This is a genomic window from bacterium (assembly GCA_035505375.1).
Taxonomy (GTDB): domain Bacteria; phylum Hydrothermota; class Tepidihabitantia; order Tepidihabitantales; family Tepidihabitantaceae; genus UBA2258.
The window spans coordinates 66,575-88,754 of sequence record DATJQV010000004.1; the positions used below are offsets into that span (position 1 = coordinate 66,575).

General features: G+C 60.5%; 18 protein-coding genes. 2 read left to right on the forward strand and 16 right to left on the reverse strand.

Annotation, left to right across the window (positions count from 1 at the left end):
- The first annotated feature begins 203 nt into the window (after window positions 1-203).
- Window positions 204-1,202: a pyridoxal-phosphate dependent enzyme gene (locus VMH22_00960; protein HTW90265.1), complete on the forward strand. Its 999-nt coding sequence runs from the start codon at window positions 204-206 to the stop codon at window positions 1,200-1,202.
- 640 nt (window positions 1,203-1,842) lie between these two features.
- Here the strand turns inward: VMH22_00960 and VMH22_00965 are convergent.
- A complete protein-coding gene (locus tag VMH22_00965) occupies window positions 1,843-4,011 on the reverse strand; it encodes a FlgD immunoglobulin-like domain containing protein (protein ID HTW90266.1) in 2,169 nt (722 codons plus the stop codon).
- Window positions 4,012-4,152: 141 nt separating this feature from the next.
- A complete protein-coding gene (gene aspS / locus VMH22_00970) occupies window positions 4,153-5,457 on the reverse strand; it encodes an aspartate--tRNA(Asn) ligase (protein HTW90267.1) in 1,305 nt (434 codons plus the stop codon).
- A gap of 400 nt (window positions 5,458-5,857) precedes the next feature.
- On the opposite strand from aspS, the gene VMH22_00975 reads away from it, so the two are divergent.
- Entirely contained in the window at window positions 5,858-6,943 is a 1,086-nt protein-coding gene (locus tag VMH22_00975) for a DUF933 domain-containing protein (GenBank protein ID HTW90268.1), read from the forward strand.
- A 203-nt stretch (window positions 6,944-7,146) separates the two neighbouring features.
- Here the strand turns inward: VMH22_00975 and VMH22_00980 are convergent, their stop codons facing one another.
- The 14 genes from VMH22_00980 to VMH22_01045 all read right to left on the reverse strand — a co-directional run bounded on the left by VMH22_00980 (window position 7,147) and on the right by VMH22_01045 (window position 22,178).
- Window positions 7,147-8,328 carry an ABC transporter permease gene (locus VMH22_00980; protein HTW90269.1) on the reverse strand — a complete coding sequence of 394 codons (1,182 nt, stop codon included), beginning with the start codon at window positions 8,326-8,328 and terminating at the stop codon, window positions 7,147-7,149.
- Window positions 8,329-8,331: 3 nt separating this feature from the next.
- A complete protein-coding gene (locus VMH22_00985) occupies window positions 8,332-9,705 on the reverse strand; it encodes an ABC transporter permease (GenBank protein HTW90270.1) in 1,374 nt (457 codons plus the stop codon).
- Window positions 9,706-10,410: 705 nt separating this feature from the next.
- The gene (locus VMH22_00990; protein HTW90271.1) at window positions 10,411-11,352 is read right to left on the reverse strand and encodes an ABC transporter ATP-binding protein; all 942 of its coding nucleotides are present in this window, start codon (window positions 11,350-11,352) and stop codon (window positions 10,411-10,413) included.
- Window positions 11,353-11,547: 195 nt separating this feature from the next.
- Entirely contained in the window at window positions 11,548-12,864 is a 1,317-nt protein-coding gene (locus VMH22_00995) for a hypothetical protein (protein HTW90272.1), read from the reverse strand.
- A 209-nt stretch (window positions 12,865-13,073) separates the two neighbouring features.
- On the reverse strand, window positions 13,074-14,684 hold the full coding sequence (locus VMH22_01000) for a DEAD/DEAH box helicase family protein (GenBank protein HTW90273.1): 1,611 nt from the start codon (window positions 14,682-14,684) through the stop codon (window positions 13,074-13,076).
- 3 nt (window positions 14,685-14,687) lie between these two features.
- A complete protein-coding gene (locus VMH22_01005; protein HTW90274.1) occupies window positions 14,688-16,310 on the reverse strand; it encodes a DUF6119 family protein in 1,623 nt (540 codons plus the stop codon).
- A gap of 936 nt (window positions 16,311-17,246) precedes the next feature.
- Window positions 17,247-17,816: an ATP-binding protein gene (locus tag VMH22_01010; protein ID HTW90275.1), complete on the reverse strand. Its 570-nt coding sequence runs from the start codon at window positions 17,814-17,816 to the stop codon at window positions 17,247-17,249.
- Window positions 17,809-18,489 carry a hypothetical protein gene (locus VMH22_01015; GenBank protein ID HTW90276.1) on the reverse strand — a complete coding sequence of 227 codons (681 nt, stop codon included), beginning with the start codon at window positions 18,487-18,489 and terminating at the stop codon, window positions 17,809-17,811. Before VMH22_01015 ends, VMH22_01010 begins: the two co-directional genes overlap by 8 nt.
- Window positions 18,486-19,079 (reverse strand): hypothetical protein, encoded by a 594-nt coding sequence (locus VMH22_01020; protein HTW90277.1) that lies wholly within the window; start codon window positions 19,077-19,079, stop codon window positions 18,486-18,488. The genes VMH22_01015 and VMH22_01020 overlap by 4 nt, the downstream gene beginning before the upstream one ends.
- Before the next feature lie 24 nt (window positions 19,080-19,103).
- Window positions 19,104-19,610, reverse strand: coding sequence for a cytidine deaminase (locus tag VMH22_01025; protein ID HTW90278.1), 507 nt, complete (start codon window positions 19,608-19,610; stop codon window positions 19,104-19,106).
- Window positions 19,610-20,332 (reverse strand): hypothetical protein, encoded by a 723-nt coding sequence (locus VMH22_01030; protein HTW90279.1) that lies wholly within the window; start codon window positions 20,330-20,332, stop codon window positions 19,610-19,612. The genes VMH22_01025 and VMH22_01030 overlap by 1 nt, the downstream gene beginning before the upstream one ends.
- Window positions 20,329-21,489 carry a phosphomethylpyrimidine synthase ThiC gene (locus tag VMH22_01035; protein HTW90280.1) on the reverse strand — a complete coding sequence of 387 codons (1,161 nt, stop codon included), beginning with the start codon at window positions 21,487-21,489 and terminating at the stop codon, window positions 20,329-20,331. Before VMH22_01035 ends, VMH22_01030 begins: the two co-directional genes overlap by 4 nt.
- Before the next feature lie 71 nt (window positions 21,490-21,560).
- Entirely contained in the window at window positions 21,561-21,890 is a 330-nt protein-coding gene (locus VMH22_01040) for a hypothetical protein (protein ID HTW90281.1), read from the reverse strand.
- A gap of 102 nt (window positions 21,891-21,992) precedes the next feature.
- A complete protein-coding gene (locus tag VMH22_01045) occupies window positions 21,993-22,178 on the reverse strand; it encodes a hypothetical protein (protein ID HTW90282.1) in 186 nt (61 codons plus the stop codon).
- Window positions 22,179-22,180 lie beyond the last annotated feature (2 nt).

A 22,180-nucleotide genomic window follows, 5' to 3' on the forward strand; every position in this document is an offset into this window, starting at 1 on the left:
CCCAATTCCGGAACGTCGGCCATCGCTGTGAACCGCAGACCGGCATCGTGTAGCCCGCGGCGAGGACGGACTCTCAAGCGGGCGGCCAGCAGGTTGACGGACGATACGGAAACACATTCCGCGGCCGGTCAAGATCGGAGAGAGCGACGGCCACGCCGGTTGGGTCTGGACAAGCTCGGGGCTGCGGTCTATTATCTCACGCCATGCAGCATGAACCGGGCCCGCAGCCCACGGGCTGGGGCGACCCACCGGTGAGCGCCCCGGCGATTGACGCCATCCGGAAGGCCGGTGAGCGGATTCGGGGCGTCGCCGAACGAACGCCGCTGCTCGCCTTCGGGGGCAAGGAGAGCGGCATCTTGCTGAAGTCCGAAATCGGACAGCCGACCGGGTCGTTCAAGATCCGCGGCGTCTACAACTGGGCGGCAGAACTCCCGCCCGAAGTGGTGCGGCGCGGATTCTCGACGTTCAGCGCCGGGAACACCGCGCTGGCCCTCGCCCACTGCGCCCGGGTCTTCGGCACGAGCTGCCGCAGCATCCTGCCCGACTACGCACCTGAGAACAAGGTGCGGGCACTGCGCGACCGGGGAGTCGAGACCGTTCTCGTCCCTTTCCCGGACATGGCGGACTACATCTTCCGCGCCGGATGGCGGGAGGAACCGTATGCCTTCCTGCATCCGTGGACCGAGCCGGCGATGATCGCCGGGCACGCGACCATCGGACTGGAGATCGTGGAAGACCTGCCCGACGTCGAAACCGTCTATGTCCCGGTCGGCGGCGGAGCACTGGCCGCAGGCGTGGGCTGCGCGGTCGGAATGTTCAATCCCGCAACACGGATTGTCGGCGTGCAGACCGAATCGTACCCGTCGCTGGCGCAGAGCTTCCACGCGGGCAGGCCGGTCTGGATCGAGCCCCGCCCGACCATCTGTGACGGTGTCGCCGTGCCGTTTGCCACCGACCAGCTTTTCCCACTGCTGCAAGAGACCATCGATAGCATCTCGGTGGTATCGGAGACGCGAGTTCGGGAAGCCATCCGCCTCCTGGCGCAAAACCCAGGGCTGGCGGCGGAAGGCGCAGGCGCGCTCGCGCTGGCCGCTGCCCTTGACACGCCCCGGGAGGAACGCGGCACGACGGTCTGCCTGGTCACCGGCGGCAATATCCCCGCGCCCCTGCTCGACGAGATACTGGCCGCAGCGCCGGCGTGAGGCCGGAACAAGCAAGAGCAGAGAGGTCCGAAGCCGGACGACAGAAGACAGAAGCGACCGAAGGAGATCAACCTGCCGCCCGGTGGTACTGCAACGCTCGGGGATGGCGCGGGCGGTGAGAATCGGCCCTGAGTTCCTCATTCTTGATTCACTGTTGGCTCTTGCCCACAATGACTCCCCGGCCTCTGGACAGTCCCCGACATCGTCTACTGAATAGTCCATGAGATTGTCCGCTTGATTCCTTCGTCCATCGTCACGTTGGTAGTCTGGAGCACAGCATGGGGCATCGGTCATTTGCCCCCCGGCAAACCTTCGAGCAACGGACGACTTTGTCCCGCACATCGTTGGGACCTGGAGCCCGGCAGTTGCCGGGCAGGTTCCGGCCGAGGTGGCAGGACTGATTGCCGGCCGGCTGCTGCTCAGGTCACGTTCCGGGAGAACTCCGGCCGCAGTTCCGCAGATTGTCGCGGGCGCGGCTCGTCGAGCAACCTGTGTCAAGATCGCAGGTAGCCGTCTCGTCGGCATGGAACGATGCCGGGTCCGCATCCCGCGAAACGCTCTTCTCGGTCCCTGCTTCGGGTTGCCGGAAAACGGCCGCCCCGGCCGAAGCTGGCCGGGGCGGTAGAAAGTCAGAGAAGCGCTAGTCGAGCAGGACCAGCTTGCAGGTCGGCTCGCTCGCGCCGCCGGCGAGGCGGGCGAAGTATAGCCCGGCCGCGACCTTCCTGCCGGACGCGTCGGTCATGTCCCACGTCATCTGGCTCGGTCGCGCCACGGTCAGTTCGCGGACAACGTTGCCGAGGGCGTCGTAGACCATCAGCCTGCTGTCCGGAGCGGCCACGCGGACGTCGAACCGGACGCTCCCCTCGTTGAGGCGGCTGACTGCCGGCACCGAGAACACAGGCAAGATGCTCGGCTGTTTCGCTTCCTCGACGCCGGAGAACATGGTGCGGAATGACCAGGTCGTGCTCCACGGACCCCAGCCGAACTGGTTGTGCCCGCGCACGAGCCACTTGTAGGTCTTGTTGTACGCGAAGAAGGAGTCCGGCAGAGGGCAGTGCGCCATGAGGCCGTTCTGCTGCAGCAGCGTGTCCGTGCCCTGCACAAACTTAAAGTGGAAGCTGTCACAGAGCGCGCTGCCGGAATCCACCACGAGAACGATCGGCGGGCTCGTTATCAGTTGCCCGTTGGCCGGTGAGAGCTGTCTCACCTGCGGTTCGCGCACCGTGTGGAGGTTGCCGAACGTGCCGTCACCCGAGGTCACGGTTGCGCCGTTGTACTGGGTCAGCCGGAGCCGCACCGAGTCACAAGTCGGTATGGACCCCGGGACGTACCAATGGTAGGCACCACTGTCGGCCACGCCCACGGCCGCGGACGTCCAGTTGTGTCCCTCGTCGGTTGACACATCGATGTCAACCTTCGTGCCCGGCGTGCCGCTCACCCAGGTGATGCGGCAGGTGTCACCGTCGTAGAGCACTTCGCCCGAACCGTCGTGGTTATACTGGGTATCGCCGAGCGGGTAGGTGAGCCGGATGTCGTGCGCGTCCCCCACGCCCGGCGTCACCGCCACGACGTGCGCGTTGCCGTAGCTCGCATGCTCCCACCACTCACCGGGTTCGTACCACGTATTGTGGACGTACACGTACTTGTCGGACCGATATCCGAATGCGGCAAGTGAGTGACCTTCCGGGGGCGTTCCAACAGCGTCCACCGACCAGACCATGGCATGGCCCGCGTTGACTGCGGAGGTGATTGTGGACCAGCAGTAGTCGTTACCCGAGCCGCCGTTGACGTTGGTCAGCGACCAGTCGTCGTAGTTGTTGTCCAGCGCGACCTGGTTCAGGCCGGGTTCTATCTGGTTGTACTGAGTGCCGCCGTAGGAAGTATCCGTGTGCATGTCGATGGCGCACTCGTACTGCACGTCCGGGATCTGATAGTCCTGCTCTCCCTCGACCGCGTCGTGACGCTGGAAGTAGTAGTTGACCAAACGGCCGGCCTTCTGGAACCGGTCAACGTATCCGCAGACCATCGCGCCCGAAGTCGGCGAGCAGCCGTAGCTCCAGTCATAGAACGGCGCGAGCAGGTAGTTCGGTACGAACGTCGAATCGGCAGGCAGAGAGGCGACCTTGGCGTCGAACATGTGGGCCCAGCGGCCTTCCGCCATCTTTGCTACCGCCTCCTCGTTGCCGGGACACTGCCGGCGCAGTTCGGCCCGTCCCTGCGTCACGCAGCCGGCGAACGCCTCGCGCGAATCCCATTTCTTCTCAAAGTGCTCGCTCATCACCACGCGCCTGCCGGATGCGTCTTCAACCTCGAGATAGGTGCTCGGGTTAATGAAGTAGATGCGCGACAGGCGGACGCCCGCTCCGAGCGACGGCTGGGCGCGCTCCAGAGCGTTGGCCGCGATCGCGTAGTAGACGGAAGTGCCGTATCCAAAGGAGATAACCGGAGCCTGGTCCCGGCGTGCCGAAACCAGGATGTGGCCGTACTTCGAGTGCCAGCGCGACAGGTCGTGATTGACGGTCAGCGTCTTGCGCTCGGCCTGCACGTCGGCCGCGACCTGGTCGTATGCGGGGAACGACTTGCCGTCGATGCGGAAGTGAAACATCCACGCGACCGTGTTGCCGTTCTCATCGACGTACGGAATCGCCGCGCCGAGCTTTGCTCCGGGAAACTCGGCCGCGGCCCAGTTCAGGGCGACTGCCCGAACCGTGTCGAACGAAACGGCGTTGGGCGGAGTGGAGCCGGTCTCCGGCATCGACATCGCCGCAGAAAGAGCAAAAAGGACAAATAGCCCTGCCATCATCTTCATTAAGGCATTCTCCTGTTCATCAGGTTTACCATACAATCTACAATTCTAGACGAGCCTTAGGCGGCAGTCAAACCACGGATCGGCAGCTCCGCCACCGCTGGCCTCTCTGATTCCTTCTAATCCTTTGACGCTGGAACGCAGCTAAGGAGTCAGCCGGAACCGGTCGCGCGGGAAGAAACTCGCCTCCCGCACGTTACCCAGGTTCAGAACCTGCTGGGTCAGCCGCTCGGCCCCGATTGCCAGGCCGCCGTGCGGCGGCATCGCATATCGGAATATCTCGAGGTAGAAGTCGAAGTTGGCCGGGTCGCCCCCGATGCGCTTGATGCTCTCGACCAGCATGCGGTAGTCGTGGATGCGCTGGCTCCCGGTTGTCACCTCAAGGCCTCGGAATAGACAGTCGAACCCGAGCGTAGACTCCTCATCCTCCGGGTCCGGCATCGTGTAGAACGGCCGTGCCTTGCGCGGGTAGCGGCTGACGAACACGAACTCGCTACCGTGGGTCTTGAGCGCGTAGTCGCAGATCTGTCGCTCGCCCTCCGGGTCGAGGTCAACCATGTCCTTGGTGTCGCGCTTGTAGTCCTTGGCCAGGATCGCGAGCGCGTCCTTGAGGCGGATCTCGGGGAACTCGCCGGTCTTCGGCAGCTCGGCCTTGAGCAGGGCCAGTTCGTCCGCGCACGTCTTGCCGATGTTCTCAACCATCTGCTTCAGGAAGCCCCGCTCGACGTCAATCACGTCGGTGTACGACTCGATGAACCCCATCTCGAAGTCGAGCGAAAGGTACTCGTTGATGTGCCGCGAGGTCGCGTGGTCTTCGGCCCGGTAGACGAAACCCGTCTCGAATACGCGCTCGAACCCGGCCCCGACGAGCATCTGCTTGTAGAACTGCGGGCTTTGGGCCAGGTAGGCAGTCTGCTCGAAGTACTTTATCGGGAACAAGGCGGTCCCGCCCTCAGTCCCGGCCGAGACAATCTTCGACGTGTGGATCTCGATGAAACCCAGCCCGCGCAGGTAGTCCGCAAACGTCCGCACGATCTCCGCCTGCACCTTGAACGGCGCCGATATCTCCGGATTGCGCAGGCTGAATGCCCGGTGGTCCAGCACGGAGTCAATCTTCAGGTTCAGCTTCTTCTTGGAGCGGTTCACCTCGAACGGCAGCTCGGCCACCGGCTCGGCCAGCACCTTCACTTCCTTGAACAGCAGCTCCGCCCCGCGCTTGGCCTGCGGCTCGGCTTTCACCGTGCCGTAGACCTCGACCAGGCTCTCGCGCTTCAGGTGCGACAGGTCGTATTTCGACGGGTCGAGAATGACCGCCTGTGCGATGCCGGTCCGGTCCCGGACTACGACGAAGGAGATTGAGCCGAGTTCGCGGACCTGGAACAGCCAGCCCACGAGCTTGACGTCTTCACCGATGTGCTTGGCGATGTCTGCCGCTAAGGTACGCTGCATGGCGCCAGTCTAGCCGGGTTTGCTGATGGGTCAAGAAATCACCTCCGCCTGATAGACGAAGTGAGAGTTAGCCACCGCATAAATGGACACGAGGCGGCCCTTGGTGAAAGACCCAATGTCCAAGCGCCAATTCCCAATCAATGCTCAGTCCACGAATGTCCAAGGCCTGACTACGTACCGAAGTTCCTGCATTGACTGGTCAGTAGGGCTTGGGGATTGGGGCTTTCCTCGTTGAATGGTCATTGGTGCTTGGGAATTGGTCATTCACCCGAGCGCTGCTTGACTGCGCTCGGGTTGCTGCTATACTTCCCTCGCTCTGCCTGCGTCGGCGACCAAACCGAATCCGGCAGGCAGTAGTCCGCAAAGGCAAAACCGTACGTAGGAAAGCGAGACCTCTTCGATGGTAATCGGCGTATTCGGCTTGTCGACCAGTGGGAAGACGACGCTCTTCTCGCTCCTGACCGGCATGCAGTTCGACCCGGCTATCCGGCGCAAGGACGGTGTAACCGGCACGGCGCTGGTCCACGACCCGCGCGTGGATGAGCTGGCGCTGATCTTCAACCCGAAGAAGGTCACGATGGCCAGCCTGACCTTTGCCGACATGCCGGGCTTCGACATCGATGCAACGCGCGGCGACAAGAACCGGGTGATGCAGTTCATTCAGACGTCAGACGCCCTGCTCTGCGTGGTCCGCGCCTTCGACAACCCTGCGGTCGCCTGGCCGGCGAACTGCGAGACCCCGGCCCGCCAGCTGGATACCATTCGCACGGAACTGCTGCTGCGCGACCTCGCGGTGGTCGAGAACCGGCTGGAGCGGATTACCGAGACCGAGAACAAACGCCACCGCCTGACCGACGAAGAGCAGAAGGAACGGAAGCTCCTGACCACGGTTCGCGAGAAGCTGGAGAACGAGCAGCTCGTCAACCGTCAGGAACTGACCCCGCTGGAACTGAAGACAATCGGCACGCTCGGCCTTTTCACAGCCAAGCCGATAATCATCGCGGTCAACATCGACGAGCACCAACTTGCGCGGAAGTCATACCCGGACCAAGACTACGTCCGGGAGCAGTGCGCCGCGAACGGATTTGCCTACATCGAGTTATCCGGGAAGATCGAATCGGAAATCAGCCAGTTCGACGAGGCCGACCGCGAGCTCTTCCTGCAAGAGTACGGCTTCACCGAGAGTGGCATCCAGCGCCTGTCACGGGTCGTCTACGAACACGTCGGGCTGATATCATTCCTCACCGTGGGCGAGGACGAGGTGAAGGCCTGGACCATCAAACGGAACACGTGCGCCCGCGACGCGGCGGGCGCGATTCACACTCGGCTGGCCGAGACATTTGTCCGCGCCGAAGTCATCCCGCACAAGACTTTCATGACCGTCCGCAGCCTGAAGCTGGCCAACGCACAGAACCTTGTCCGCCTCGCCGGCAAAGATGAGATAGTGAACGACGGCGACATCTTCCACGTCCGCGCCAGCGGCTGACACCGAGGAAGCGATCTGTGGATTGCGGGAGCGCAGCTCCCGCTTCTCTTTGACGAGCAGGGCTCCCCCCCTGACCCTTGCGGGCCGACGGGGACACGTCCACGGAGCGACGCGAGTGACGCGTCGCGGATGTGTCCCCAGTCTCACTGCCAGGGGACAGTCCCCGTTTTCCTCGCTTGGGCTTGAGCTTGTGCCTGAGCTTCCTACTCGGCCCGGAAACGCCAGACCGCGACCGCGAAGAAGAGCACGGCGTACCCGGTGATGACTGCGGCCGGGACCAGGGTCGAGCCGAATTCCAGCCCGCGCAGCACGACGTTCTGGAACCCGTCCATCGCCCACGCGCTCGGCAGCAGGTGGCCGATGAAAGAGAACGTGCGGCCGGTCAGCTCCAGCGGGAACCACGCGCCGCCGCCCGCTGCGAACAGGAACATGGATACCATCGAGAGTACGCTCACCTGTTCCTGGGTCTTGGCAATCACGCCGATGAATAACCCCAGGCTCGCGACCCAGAGTGACAGCGCCGCCAGCACGAGAAGAACCCCGGCCGGCGCTCGGACATAGTCCACACCGAAGACGAGTTGCCCGAGGATGATGAGCAACAGGCCCTGAAGGAAAGTGACGACGAACATTGCCAGCACATGTCCGGCGATGACCTGCGCGCGGGTGACCGGGGCTGAGAGCATCCGGCCCAAAGTCCGACTGCGACGTTCGAGCACCAGCAGCATCGCGGCCGTCATTACGCCGAAGATGGCAAACTGAACCAGCGTGCCGGGCGACGACTGCCCGAACCCGTTGGCAACGATGCGCTTCTTGGCCGGGGCCGGGCCGGTTGTCTCCCGCCGGATGGATAGCGCCGGCTCCTGCCAACCCGCGACTGCCTGCTCAGCGAGGACGGCCGCATTCGCGCCCGGCCCGATAGTTCCGGCTACCAGACGACCAACCCGCGCCGATATTTCGGCCCGCGCGCCGGCCGCCTCAACCGCCTGCAAGGCAACCTGCGCCTGCGGCTCGGTCTGGTCGCACACGACCTCCGGCGGAAGACCTGCGCCTGCGCTTTCAGCGTATCCCGCAGGCACGACCAGCACGAGGTCATAGCGACCTCGCCGGACCAGCTCGTCGGCCTTCCCTGACACGGCGCGGCCGAGTTGTTCCACCCGCACCAGCCCGCCTGAGTCAAGCAGCGCGGACACCTGCCCGCTCAGGGTGGTCGAATCGAGGTCACAGACTCCTACTACTGGCCGCGGGTCGTCATGACTGGGCCAGCGGAACGCGATGCCAAGGAAGGCGGTGAACGCTACTGGCATCAGCACAAGGAAGATGGCCGAACGCCGGTCGAGCAGTAACTGCTTCAGGTCCTTGGCCGCGATTGCGAGAGTGCGCATCATCCTTCAGGCGAACCTTCGCCGGAACACGAGGACGCCGATTGCGAAGCAGAGCGCGCCCCAGGCAAACGTCACCCCGAACGGCACGAGCATCTCCATCGCCGGTCGTCCCGCGATCGACATGTTCCAGATCCTCATCACCCAGCCCTGCGGCAAGACGAGCGCTATCTTGTTGAACGCTGCCGGCATGTTGGGCACGGCCTGCGTGAATAGACCGCCGAGCATCCCGGCCACGGAGAGGCCGCCACCGAGAACGGGCCCGCCCTGGCGCGAGGTCTTGATGAACGATGCGAGCATCACGCCGAAGCCGGACGACGCTGCGACCGTGCCCACGAGCGCAAGCGCGGTGCTGCCGGCCTGCCCCCAGCGCAGGCCGAAGAGCAATGTCGAAGCCACGACCAGCGTGATAGCCTGCAGTGCGACGGTGCCAAACACCGACAGAATCTTGCCGCCGAGTATCCTCGCGCGGCCGACCGGCACCGTGAACAGCCGCGCCAGGGTGCCGTCCTCGTGCTCGCGCACCAGCGACAGGGCCGTGTAGGCGCCGGTGTAGAACGCGAAGAAGACCATCAGCCCGCAGAAGATGCTCGCCATCATCCGGCGGAACAGGGCCGAGACGTTCTCTCCGGCCCCGGGCGCGCGCACCTTCACCGCCTCGCTGCCGCCCTGTGCCGCTGCCTGGTACTGCTGCATCAGATGGGCGATTGTCTGTTGATCGGTGGAAAACTGGGGACGGTCCCTCGGAGCGCCTGCGTCGCTGCTTTGCGGAGCCGAAGCGGGGACAGGTCCACGGAGCGCCTGCGTAGGACGTGCCCGGGGCACCGTAGGAACGAGCGGCGCGGATCTGTCCCCGATTCGGCTCGACTCGGCGCGCACCGCGCTGCGATAGGTATTCAGGAGAATCTTCGAACCGGACAGCCCGTCGAGCAGCCGCTGCAGCACTGCCTGTACCACTGCCGGCCCGATGGTCTTCACCGGGTCGGCCATCAACACGACTTCGGCGCGGCTCGCGCCATCGAGCACGGCAGCACTGAACCCGCCCGGGATTACGACCGCCACGTCCGCCTGTTGCCGGACCAGCGCGCGCCGCGCCAGCGCAGTATCGCTCAGTTCGGAGCAACTCACTATGCTCCGTAGTTGAGGGCTCGAGAGCGTATTGACGACGAGCCGGCCGAGCTGCATCTGGCCTTCGTCCATGTTGACTACTACTGTACGCACCGGCGCCATGCCCGGCCCCTTCCCGGTCTCTCTAACCTGGCCGCCAAAGGCGAAGAAGAACAACGCGGTGACGAGCAAAGGTACGAACAGGGCCATGCCGATGATGAACCGGCTGCGCAGTGCCCCGCGCAGGTCCTTGGCGGCGATGCAGACTTCAGTCATGGGAAACGGGTTCCAGGGCTCCGGGGTCCAAGGGTCCCAGGGTCCGGTCCTGGCTTGGGACACGATCCGTATCGGTCACCAAGGACAAACACACTATCAACCACAGATAAACACAGATGGACACAGATTGGGTTCGGAAGGCACGCCGACCTTTGGCGTCTGTCTTCAGCCCGGATGACATTCGCCATTATCATTTTTGAATGCTGCTCTATCTGAATCCCCATCTGTGTAATCTGCTAGGTAATCTGCGGATGTCCCATCCTAAATTCTGCACTCTGGTTTCTGGACTCTGAATTCTGGTCTATCCGAATCCTCATCTGTGTTTATCCGTGTACATCCGTGGTTACTGACAGCTCCCGGTCCCGGCAACTCTGAATTCTCGTTTCTGGTTTCTGAATTCTGATCTATCCGAGTCCACATCTGTGTCTATCCGTGTTCATCCGTGGATATTGGCAGCTCCCGGTCCCGGCAACTCTGAATTCTGGTTTCTGGCTTCTGAATTCTGGCCTATCCGAGTCCCCCATCTGCGTCATCTGCGGTTGTTCCCGTCAGGTCCTGGTCCTCTTCGTGTCTTGGTGTCTTTGTGGTGAGCTCCGTTCCGCACCCGTCACTTCTGAATTCTGGTTTCTGGTTTCTGAATTCTGGTTTATCCGAGTCCTCATCTGTGTTCATCCGTGTTCATCTGTGGTTTCACCAACTCCGAGCTCAGTCGCGCAGCGCTCGCCCGGTGAGCGACAGGAATACCGTCTCGAGGTTCGGTTCTTGAATATCCACGGAACCGATGCGGAACCCGAGCTGGGCAGCCCGCTCGAACAACAGTGGCACGACCGCGTTGGAGTCCCCGGCAAGCACCAGGACGCGGCCCTGCTCCACCGTTACCCGGGAAACGCCTGCGACCGCGCGCCAAGCCTCGGCCGCCTTGTCCGGCTCGCCGGTCACTGCCAGGTCAACGCGCGCCAGCTCGCCGACCAGCCGTACCAACTCGTCCCGGGTGCCGCACGCGATAATCTTGCCCTTGTCCATGATGGCGAGGCGGTTCGACAGCTCCTCCGCCTCCTCCATGTAATGGGTGGTATAGAGCACGCTCATACCCTGCCGATTCAGCTCCTTGACATAGTCGAGGATATGGCGCCGGCTCTGCGGGTCGATGCCAACCGTGGGTTCGTCCATGATGACGACCTGCGGCGTGTGCAGCAGCGCGGCCGCGATGTTCACCCGGCGTTTCATACCGCCCGAGTAGGTCGCAACGCGCCCCTTCTGCCGCTCGACCAGCCCGACCGCCGCGAGCATCTCGTCTACCCGATGCTCAAGATTGCTGCCTGAAAGCCCGTACATCCGCCCCCAGAACACCAGGTTCTCACGCGCCGACATGTCGTTGTACAGCGCAACCTCCTGCGGAACCACACCGAGGCAGCGTCGTGCGGCCATGCTCTCTTTCGTGACCGAGTGGCCCATCACGCTCGCGTCGCCCGAGTCCGGCTTGAGCAAACCCGAGATGACCGAAATCGCCGTGCTCTTGCCCGCGCCGTTCGGCCCGAGCAGACTGAACACCTCGCCCCGGCGCACCTCGAAGCTAATGCCGCCCACCGCGGCCACCTCGCGGAAGGCCTTGGTCAGGTCCCGGACCTCGATTGCATTATCAGGCATAGGTGAGCATCATAGGCTGCGGACACCGGAAGTCCAGTTACAACGCAGGGCCGCGCCCCGCGGCCACGTCAATCCACAATCGACAATCTCGAATCGGAAATGGGTTGCCCGTTTGGCCGAGTCCGGTCAGTAAGTTGTGGAAACGCCCTTGCGGACCCTCGCGCGAGGAGTCGCCTGCTTCGTGACAGGGAACTTCTACGCGCCGACCTTTTGCAGCAACTCGGCAACGCTGCCAACCCAGAACCGCCGGTGCAGTTCGCTCGCCTTGGCGGCGTCGCTGTTGTAGCAGAAGGCTTGCACGCTGGCCGTTGCCCCCTCGTGAGCAATGCGGCGAGGCTTCCCTTTCTCTTCGAAGATGTGCCGGTAGCCATCCAGCTTCCAGTAGGTCTTCGTGTGCGCCATGCCCTTGGGGTCTACGAAGACTATGCGGTAGTCATCGCCTTTGATGAGCCAGAACACAAAGTCGGGCAGGAACCACGCGACCCGATTCTCCTCCGGGTTGTAGTAGGGAATACGCACTTCGTCTAATGACTCGTCTACCTTGCTGAACATCCACCAGTCGTACTCGTCGAAGCCGGTCCCGCCGTCGGCCAGATACTTCTCAAGCTCGCGGACGAACCGCACTTCGCTCGGCGTGCGAATCACGTGTTTGATGTAGTCGGCCCGCTCCTGCTCATCCAGCAAGACCGGCAGGTAGTAGTGATTCGGCACAAGCTCAATACTGAGCTTCCGGCCCTCGTGGTCGAACTCGACCCTCTCCTTCATCCGCTCCAGAGCTTTCAGCCCAGCCTTGTACTGCGCCCTGGTAATCTCGCCACGGTCGAGCTTCTCATCCAACTCGCGCTCTCGGTCCGGCTTTCGGGCAGCGTCGTGAACCGCGTCCACGTCGCCTTGGAGTTCGCTGACATCCTTGAGCGTCACCTGGACATTCAGGTAATGGCAGATCTCCTTGTCCAGCTCCTTCAGCCGGTCGAACTCCTGTGGCGCAATTCCGAAGTAGGCCAACACGCGCCGGGTCAGCATGTCCGGGTTCCGGTACTCGCGCGCGCCCTCCTTGAAGAACGTGCCCATCGGCGCGTTCACGCTCTCCTTGAGCATTCCCAGCAGCTTCGGTTCGGCCTCGTAGTTCGCCAGCAGCACGCGGTCGTCACCCAGATAGCCGACATACCGCTGCAGCAGGTCAAACTCGGGCCGCGTTACCTCGAACCCCGGCAACTCGCGCTGCTCTGCCATCAACCCGCTTGCGGTTCGATAGACCGGGATAAGCAACTGCCGCTTCCCGGCTTCCTCATTCCGGAACAGGGTCAAAGTCTGTCGTTCGCCGGCTCTGGCCTCATTCTTCAGGTGCTCAATCGCCTGCTGCAGGGCATCCCGGTTCGTACCCATCACAAACAGAGTCTCCAGCGCCTGCGCGTCATCCTGAATCTGCCCATAGACGCCTTCTGCAAGCAGTCCGGCGTTGTTGAGGAACTTCAGCCGCTGGCGTCTGCCTTGAAGCGGCTCAATCCTCACGCCCCGGCCGACCTACAAAGAGCATGCAGCAGGCAGTACACAGCATACAGGGCCGACCGCACCCGAAGATCCAGGAATCGCCTGTGTGCTGCATTCTGTATGCTGTCTGCTGTTCGCCGAGTCCCAGCCCTCATAGAAGCTGCGAGACCCCATGAGGAAAGGCTAAGGTTAAGGCTAAGGCCGAGCCGGTCTCAACCTCAACCTTGACCTCAACCTGGCTCGTGGTGGCGCTCGTTCACCTCGTACCCGGCCAGCTCGTCCTTGAGCCAGCCCGAGACGTCGCCAATCTTAATCAGGGCAAACGGCCGCTCGCTGGTCTTGAGCTTGAACGCCAGTTCCTGCCGGTTCGAGGGCCTGACCAGGACCTCAATCTCACCCGGAGAACTCGCGTTGAACACGAGCTTCAGCATGTCCTTCGGCTTCAGCCCGCGCAGCACGTCTTCCTGTACCGAAACCACGCTGTCGCTCTCGAACACCGGCGCAGGCCGCCGGCTCAGTTCGTCCAAGAGCTCCTTCTTCGCCGTCTGCCAGATGCTGTCCGCCACTTCGCCCTTTCCGGCCCGCTCCAGTTCCCGGAAGAACCGCTTCAGGTCCGCGTCCTCGGTATTCACGGAGTTGACCAGCGTCAGGAGCAGCGGCCGATGATACATCTTCGGTTGCTTCGTCCTCAACCGCTCGGCCAGCTTCGTGACATAGGCCAACAGCATCAGCGACTTGAGCACAATCTTCTGCTTCTCTTCGCCGGTATAGTCGTCCTGGTCCCGGAACGCTCGGAACTCCTGCTCAAGGATGGCGATATGCTTGCCGTACCCGGCCTGCGTGAACCGGGCCAGGTTAAAGTCACAGACCGTGGTCACGATGTCGCGTTCGTCGGTGAACGTGGCCGAGAAGTTGAACAGAAAGCCATTGCGGGCGAGAATCGAATAGATGTGCTGGCGCTTGGAGTCTTCCTTGTCGCCCTTGTGCGCCTCGTCGAGCAGGACGTACCACTTCCCGTTGTCGTCGTAGTTGCGGAAGTCGATGATGCGTTCCTTCTGCTCGTCGCTCAGATTGTCCGACCGATAGTAGAAGACGGTCATCTCCCGCGCGCCAAACAGCGACGGGTTCTCGCGCTTCGCCTCAGCGTATTCCTTCAGTTCCCGCAGACGGATGTACAGGTCATTGCGCGAGGAGTTGAACTCCTGCACGTGGCGCTTGAGCTGCTCAATCAGGTCTTCCCGATGCGTCAGCACAAGGATATCATTTGGCGGAATCTCACCCGCCAGAATCAACCCGCGCAGGACCTCGATGAGCTTGACCAGCACCAAGGTCTTGCCCGACCCGGTGGCCATCCAGAAGCACATCCGGTTGACGATGCTCTCAAACGTAATCTCGCCCGCTGTTCCGGTTCCCCCTCCAATTCTCCCTCTCCCTTGAGCCACATTCCCCCTCGCCCCGCTTGCGGGGAGAGGGTTGGGGTGAGGGGTTTCCAAGGGTGAGGGTGAGTTCAGGTCGTAGTACTCCTCAAGCAGCGCCCGGAGCTTCCGGACGAGCTTACCCACCTGCAGGTTCATCCCTGCCGGCAGCTCGTTCTCCTGATACCACTCGAAGAATCGCCGCTTCCGCTCCAGGTTCGCATCAAGGTTCTCGCCGCGCTGAAAGTCGCCGAAGTCCTCATAGTACTTCCACAAAGCAACCACCGCCGATGCGACGGCCTGCTGCTGGTAGTCCCAGAGCCGCTTCTGCCGCGAGAAGCTCTTCAGGTCAAACGAACTCCAGTTGGCGGGAAGGGATTGAAAGGCCTTGCCTTCGACCATCTCCTGAAGCAGAGTCCGAGCCACGGGCTAGTTCCTAGGCCGAGCCTTACGGCTGGGTCGGAGCTTGACGGTCTTGGCGTACTCTTCGAGTACTGGTATCTTTAGTAGTTCAACTCCGTATCCGAACCCCTTCAGTAGCCTCGCGGTGTTGTTCAGATTGACGCGTGAGAAGAACGGGAGCCGTGGCCTGCCTTCTGGAGCTTCGCTGATGATGGCATATACGATGGTGAAATCCGTCGGCCTTCCTTCTCCACTGAACATGTCGGCAAAGGGACCCGCAAGTTGCTTCCGCACTTTCTCCCTGAACGTCGAGTCCGTGCGAATGAGCTGGCCAGATACAAATCCTTGCGAGAACAGGTGGCTAAACACACTGGACTTCCCGTACAACTTCACGTGTACCAGTTCGCGGTCGATGGTGAGTAGATCGCAGACCTCAACCTGGCCGTGGCCTCCTCCGTGCGCGATCTTCTTCTTGTCGTCGAGCAGAACATAGCGTTTGGGATCAGCAACCGCGACGCTTTCATTATAGGCACCTTCTCCGCCACCTTTGTACGGAGGAAGTGTGAGCTTCGACAACGGCAGACGGGAGTATGCGTCGTCCGTCCTGCTGACAAAGTCCTTCGCGACGCGGAACCACCGACCGTCATTGAGTATGTACTTGCCTCCCTGATGGTCTACCTCGGCGTAAAGGCACTTGAGTACCGGCCAGCTCTTGAACACGCAGTTGTGGTCGGTGTCCGCACAAAAGACTCTTCTGCTGCGCATCAAGTCTAGTGTTACTGGCGGTTCAATCGCGGCGAGGAACCCCTGCATGGTTATGTCCGGCCGGATCGCCCCGTGGCTGCCGGAGAAAATGAAGCCAACCACGCTCGACCAATCGATGATCTCGGGAATCGATAACCAAGCGTCTTCGTAGTCCCCTGCGGACAGTTTCGCGTCCAGAGTGGCTTCGAGGTCGCCAATTAGGGCCGCGCTCCTGACGAGCGAGATGTTGTTCACCCACTGATGTTCCGTAGCACTCAGGTCTTCTTCGGACTTCTTGCGGTACTCGTTCAGCAAGTGGGGCAGGTCGGACAGGTCCGCTCTGACTTCAACAGACAGCGCATCGCTCCCAGTCATTCGACTGCCTAGGCCCGGATTCAGAGGTGTGCCAACGATCGCCTTCAGCATGTCTTGTTCAACGTCCAATCCGAATTGGTCCGCCGTCGTGGCTTGCCCTGCCTGGATACGCTTGTGACTCTGAATGGCATCCAAGGATTGTACGTCCACGCATCGAAAGGTGTTCTGATCGACGGCGTTGAGCGCGCATAGGAGACCGAACCGGTCCTCATGCACATCATCTCTCAGGAGGAATCGGCCTCCCTGGCCGAAAGTCAGCACGAACCACCTGCCCGCTGTCCTTGCCACGAAGGCCGCCGCAATGCTGGGAACCTTCAATGACTTGACATCCAAATGCTCCCGGAATAGCTTCGCCCATCTCGGAGGTTTCGCAGGCATGCGCTTGATGAAGAGTTGCCCCACATCCAGACCCGTCACACGCACATCAATGGGCGGCTCACATGACGCCACGTTCACGATCTGGTCTACTGCTTCGTGCGGGTGCTTCACCAGAAAGACGCTGAAATGATTCAGATCCTTTTCGGGTGCCAACCTACTCTACCCCCGAGACGTCCTCATCTTCATCTGCCACCTGCGGGTTTCTGCCGCGAGAGGCTCTTCAGGTCAAACGAACTCCATTTGGCCGTAAAGGGTTCGTAGGGCTTGGACTCAGCGACCATCCCCTGAAGCAGCGCCCGTGCCATTCACTACCGATTGCCGACTGCGCGCTTGCGGAGCCTACGCTCCTCCAACCTACTTGTCCGCATTCTCATGCTCCCGCTGTATCACGTCTTAGCAGTCGGTCTTGATGGCTCCTAATAGTCTCAGTGTTCGGTGCGGACCACCCGAAGTTCTGAAACAGGTAGACCGTAGCTGCGACAGCGTCCGCCTTCGAAGCCTGGAGAAGCTTGTCCGGCATATACTCCCGAGACTGAAAGTCAACTCGTTCTTGATTGCATCGATAGGTGCGCATGAAGGGAAGTCCGAGAGGTTCCTCAAGCCACAGGACTCGATTCGCCGTATGACGCAGGCTTACGCTGATTCTGACGCCATTCGCGTAGATTCCTTCGCTGTCACGAGCGAGCCGGGAAGCGAACTCAAAGATCTCGGTGAGTCTGTAGACCGCTCCAACGACGCTTAGGCGGCTTGCCTTTCCGTCTCCTCCAGTGGCAACTGCTGTGTCTGGTCTCCAATCCTCCCAGAGAGCAACGTAGTGGACGAACTGCCCGCTTTCGTACATTCGCCAGAACTCCTTGAACTCAAGCCAGTCTATCCAAGCTTCGCAGTAGGTCTTCTCAAGGCGAATTCCGGTGTCAGTATCCGTGTCCAACGGGTAGTGAGGATAATCCCACCCTCGCAAGTTGAGTGCATTCCTACGCACAATATCTTGGCAGTCACCAAGCGACTTGAGCTTTCGGGTCGCGGTCATCGGCTGGAAGTTCACGCGCCAATAGCCATGCGACTTGATTCTCTCGATCACTTGCCGATTCACAAACCCTCCAACTCATCATCCAGCATCTTCTTGGCACTCGGTTCTACGGCAAGGCCAAGCCCTTGAAGCCGATGCCACGATCGAATTGCGGCTCTCTCGACTACGTCGCGCATATCATTGGAATTGGAGATCGGGGCACTCTCGACTCGCCGATCTCTGGTGCGGTAATATATGGATCCCACATGCGTCTTAGCGGACTCTTTGCAGCAGATTACAGGTACTTCGTCAAAAGGCAGCACTTCGATGACGACATACTCTAGGCCTCCAGCGTCTTTCACACAATCAACTCGGAAACTGACGTGTGGGTCAGCGAAGGGGGAGATCTGGTCCCTCATCTCGTCCAGGACATAGCTCGCACTTTGATCTGGCGTCACTCCCTTGCGTACGAAATGACCTCTAGCATCCTGCTCGACGCCGACAATGAGGAATCCACCGTCCTGCACGTTAGACAGCGCTAGTATATGCCTCACAAAGGTCAACACATTCCATTCAATAGGGGCCTTGAAGTCGACGTGTTGCGTCTCTACTCCGCCCTCCAATATCCTCTCCAGTTCTCTGCTATTCATCGTGCTCCTTCGAGGCTGCTTGCCGACGCTTCGCCTTCCGCTTCTTCCCCGCGCGCGAGTCACCCTGCTTCTGAGAATCGGGCTCAGTACACTGGCCCTTCTTCTCCAGTGCCTCCACGCGCTCGCGCAGCGCCTGGATCTCATGGCTGAGTACACCCAAGTCAGCTTGGATGATGTTCGCGGTTGCATAGAGCGCTGGCAGAAGGGAATCGAACGTCGCGTACGCACCGAAAGGTGGATTGTGGATTCTCTCCTCAGTCAGTCGTCCAGAGGCATCTAGACGGCGGACCTCTATCCCGTGATCGAGGCCGATATCCCTGTGCGGCAGATGCGCATGAAGGGCGCGCCAGCCCTGCAACACCATTGGCACCAGGCCGATCAACGAGGCGACTGCGCCCGCGATGTAGAGAATCTCCAACCCAGTCTCGTGTTCGACGACTATCACACTGGTCTTCCCCCGACCGAGAATGTAGCCCTTTTCGTACTGGTCGAGCTTGACTTCTGTGCAGTCCAGCCCGGCTTCGCGCTTCAGGACGTCAACCAGTTCCTGGTAGTCGCGATAAGCACCCGCAAACCCACGGAGCTTCAATGACACGACTTGCTCGGGCATCGCCGAGAGTTGCTGCGCGGCCGCCGCAAACCTGCGCTTGAATTGTTCTTCTCTGTGGTTCATTCCTGTTCCTTCTTGGTCCTTTTCCTCTGCCCGGCCGGCAAGGCTGCGTTCGTCGGCTTCTGATGATGACCCGGCGAAGTGCTTGGAATCTCGTCGCCACGAGGGCCGTCACAAGCAGTGGGACATCGGCCGTTCGCCTGGTGCATGGGCGCGGCCTTACTTCCGATGGAAGTAACCTCCAGCGGGAACTTGGCCCAGTAAGACTGGTCTACATCCGGATAGAACCTGGACATGACTTCAACGAAGTGCCTGAGAGACCTGCTACACCTGCCCGGCAGCCGCCAAGCAACGCCATTATTCTCCAATTCCTCTTTGACGCTGTCCCAGGTCTTGGCGCGATCCAACGCTATAGCCATGAACTCGCTCTGTAGAGGTGTGAGCAAGTCCACGACCTTCGCCGGGACGCCAAGATTGCGTAGGGCATAGCCAGTGCATTGTACCACCTGCTGCGCCTCAATCTTGGTATCGTACCAACTCCCTCTCAGCCCGGCCGCGATCATCTCCCCGCATTCCACAAGAATGAAGTGAAATTGATGGCTCAGAGTGTTTCTCTCAGATGGAAACTCCTTGATAAACTCGCTCAGCTTCACGGTCGCGCCAAAAGGAGACGATGCCTAGCCCCGGCCTCGCCGGTGTCGAAGAAAGGACCTCAACTTGTGCGTCACACCCAGATCGCGAGGGCCGAACGCGTGAGGAAGAAGCTCGCTGATCGTGGTCCGAAGGACTTGTGTCATGTCCTTGTTGGAGCATATCACTTCAGCATCCGTTCCCGCTACTTGAGATGCCTCTAAAATAACTTGGCGACAACGGCCGCATGGGGTAACCACCGTCCCTCTCTTTGACTCTGGCTTCCCACCGATAATCGCGATCGATTCTATTCCGGCTTCACCGTCAGTATTCGCGGCCAGAATGGCCGCAACCTCGGCACAGACGCCTAGTCCGAAGGAGGCGTTCTCCATGAACGTACCAAGGTAGACCTTCCCAGTGCTCGTACGCACGGCAGCCCCCACCTGAAAGCCTGAGTATATGTTGTAGGCGTTCTTCATCACAGACCGCGCGGCTTTCAGCAGTCGCAGCTCGGATTTTGATAATCGGTCACATGAAACGTAGCCTTCACTCATCAGTCTCCTCCTGTTGCGGTAAGTATGTTAGCAATAATGTCAGCCCACTTCTGCGCAATGTGGCGCATCTCTTCTTCATCCTTAACTAGCTTGTCGACCTCAAGGATGCTGTCAAAGGCTATTACTCCCATCGGCGGCGACTTGCGATCCAAGGATCGCATCAGTGGCGCGGCTATCACGGTTCGAAGTTCAGGCAGGATGCCATCCCTGATCTCCGGGGGATACTGTTCCGTGTGCGTCGGTGGTAGACCTTCTATCACCACGCAACGGTTCTTGAAAGCCTTGCCCGTAATACCGAAGTCGAATGGCACAACGAGAGTGCGTTCGGGATCCGGTTCTGTATTGTAGGAGTATCGTGTCCATCGGGTCTGCGTCTTGGGGTCGTACATCGTGATGATGGCTCGTATGTGATGACGAGAATGTGGGTAGATTATCGACCTGCATGCAGCGGCCAGGATTTCCTGAATAATACGATCCCGGCCCGCCCGGAAGAGGCCTTGCTGGACTCCACCCAAGTAGTAGATGGTGAAGACGAGTGCAATGTCTGCTGCGAGAAGCACATTCCACCAGCCTAGCGACCATGCGCACGACAGCAGATTTCCGGTCCCCGTCTGCAGCACTGCTGCCGTTAGCAGATTCACGTAGACTCCCGAGAGAAGCGCAATCCCAAGGCTCGCGGCACCGGTGAGGAATCGCCTACGTCGTATGAGCCAGCTCCTCATCCCGGACCACCCTCTGACTTAGCTTGTCTTCCCGCCTTGATGCCGCAATGGGCACCGCACATGCTACACTGAATAGCTCCGTCTTCGAACGGGCGCCTACTCTCGAGCGCTAGCTTCGCGCCCTCTGGATACACGGCGGCTCTCCAGTCGCCTCGACATCCCGACTGCCATCTCGTTCTTGACATCCTTCGGTCGAGATCCATATTTCCGAGCTTTGCGATTTCTCCGCAATGCACCGCTATCTTGGTGGCCACTATGGCTTCCCTCAGATCATCTAGGCTCGGTAGCCCGATGTGCTCCGCTCTACTCATGCACGTGACGGCGTCTGCGCCCGAGGCAACGCACACCGCCGTGGCAATAGCGCCAGAGATGTGGTCAAAACCCAGCGCGGCGTCAGTGGCCATTGGTAGTACCCTGTATGGAACTCCAAAGCAGAGTTGCTTGGTCCTGCCGACGTGGTAGGGAATCCGGTTGATTGCCACATGTCCCACGCCTTCGATCATAACGCTCACGCCCGCGTGAGTGGCGCGATCTACAAGAGTACTCATGGTCTGTGCCTCGGCTTCGGACAAAGCATCCCAATCATCGCACACCGAAGCTGTCCTAAAACTCGTGCCCAAAGAGAGAGTGACACTGTACTTGACGAATGAGTCCAGTAGCCGGTCAAACTCCTGGTAGTAGGGATTCTGAAGGCCGGTCTGGCGCATGTACGAAGAGACGATGCCGCCTCCCTTGCTTGTCGTGGGGATGATCCGGCGACAACCCCTGAGTAGGCCGAGGTGTTCCTTCAGGAAGGACGCATGGATGGTAATCATGTCGATCCCACGACGGACTTGGGCCTCAACAATAGCTGCCGGCTCATCTGGTCGAACACTGCTGAGGTCTCCATCAGGGTGGCGGGCCGCCAGTTCGTAGCATGTCACTACGGAAACTGGTATGCTCAACTTCTCTACAAGTCTCACGTGAAAACCGGCAATGTCTCCCTCGAAGCTGTGGTCCGTCACGGCATCGACACCCAAGTCCTGCGCGGCATACGCCTTCTCGAACTCTACCTGTAAGTCATCAGCCGGCGTGGAACTGCCAACGCTCGCAATGACAAAGGTAGGTTGACCTTCACCACAGATGCGAGGCTGTATACCTCGCAGCTTGTTGCGCACAGAAAACGTCCGCATTAGGCGAGTCTCGTCCTCGTTCTAGCCACTGCTGCTAAGCGCGAAGAGTCGAAAAACTACGCCAGCCGCTCGTTTGCCGGGTCGAACGGAGGTGCTGTGACTATCAGGTATTTCAGTGACCCCGAGACCGAGTGCACTGTCCCCTTGCCAATTGCCACCAGGTCGTACTTACCCACGTCATAGGTTTCATCTGCAACTCGAACCTTGCCGTGTCCTTCGAGTATGAAGTAGATCCTGTCGCTCTTCGCATTTGTGACAGAAGGGTGATCCCCTTCAAGATTGGCTATTACACAGTCGAAGTTGAACCCCTTCCCATCAAACAGGTCCACTATGGTTAGGGCCTTGTCAACCCGCCTTACAGAGGCGGAAGCAGCTGTACGTTTCATGTTAGCTATCTCCTTTCTTCACTTGTGTCTGCATCCTCTATACTATGCGTAGGTAACCTATCCACGATCCGTCGCTCGGAGCAAGTCTGCCATTCTCCGCAGTCACCACCACACCATCGGCTTGATGAGCTTGAAGAACTCGAAGTCTTGTTTGGTCAGGTCGATGATCGTGCCGTCTTCGAACTCGACTGAGTCGGGTTTGATTCGGCGGATGCGCTTGCCGAGCAGGTTCGTGAGCGTCTCGGGCAGGTCGATGCCCTTGTACAACCGCGATAGGTCAACCTGCACGT

Coding starts and splice junctions, on each gene's coding strand:
- VMH22_00990 (HTW90271.1), bottom strand. CDS start 11,352: ATGCCTGATAATGCAATCGAGGTCCGGGACCTGACCAAGGCCTTCCGC.
- VMH22_01040 (HTW90281.1), bottom strand. CDS start 21,890: ATGAAACGTACAGCTGCTTCCGCCTCTGTAAGGCGGGTTGACAAGGCC.
- aspS (HTW90267.1), bottom strand. CDS start 5,457: ATGCAGCGTACCTTAGCGGCAGACATCGCCAAGCACATCGGTGAAGAC.
- VMH22_01015 (HTW90276.1), bottom strand. CDS start 18,489: ATGAACCACAGAGAAGAACAATTCAAGCGCAGGTTTGCGGCGGCCGCG.
- VMH22_00980 (HTW90269.1), bottom strand. CDS start 8,328: ATGATGCGCACTCTCGCAATCGCGGCCAAGGACCTGAAGCAGTTACTG.
- VMH22_01025 (HTW90278.1), bottom strand. CDS start 19,610: ATGAGTGAAGGCTACGTTTCATGTGACCGATTATCAAAATCCGAGCTG.
- VMH22_00965 (HTW90266.1), bottom strand. CDS start 4,011: ATGAAGATGATGGCAGGGCTATTTGTCCTTTTTGCTCTTTCTGCGGCG.
- VMH22_00975 (HTW90268.1), top strand. CDS start 5,858: ATGGTAATCGGCGTATTCGGCTTGTCGACCAGTGGGAAGACGACGCTC.
- VMH22_00960 (HTW90265.1), top strand. CDS start 204: ATGCAGCATGAACCGGGCCCGCAGCCCACGGGCTGGGGCGACCCACCG.
- VMH22_01030 (HTW90279.1), bottom strand. CDS start 20,332: ATGAGGAGCTGGCTCATACGACGTAGGCGATTCCTCACCGGTGCCGCG.
- VMH22_00985 (HTW90270.1), bottom strand. CDS start 9,705: ATGACTGAAGTCTGCATCGCCGCCAAGGACCTGCGCGGGGCACTGCGC.
- VMH22_01010 (HTW90275.1), bottom strand. CDS start 17,816: ATGAATAGCAGAGAACTGGAGAGGATATTGGAGGGCGGAGTAGAGACG.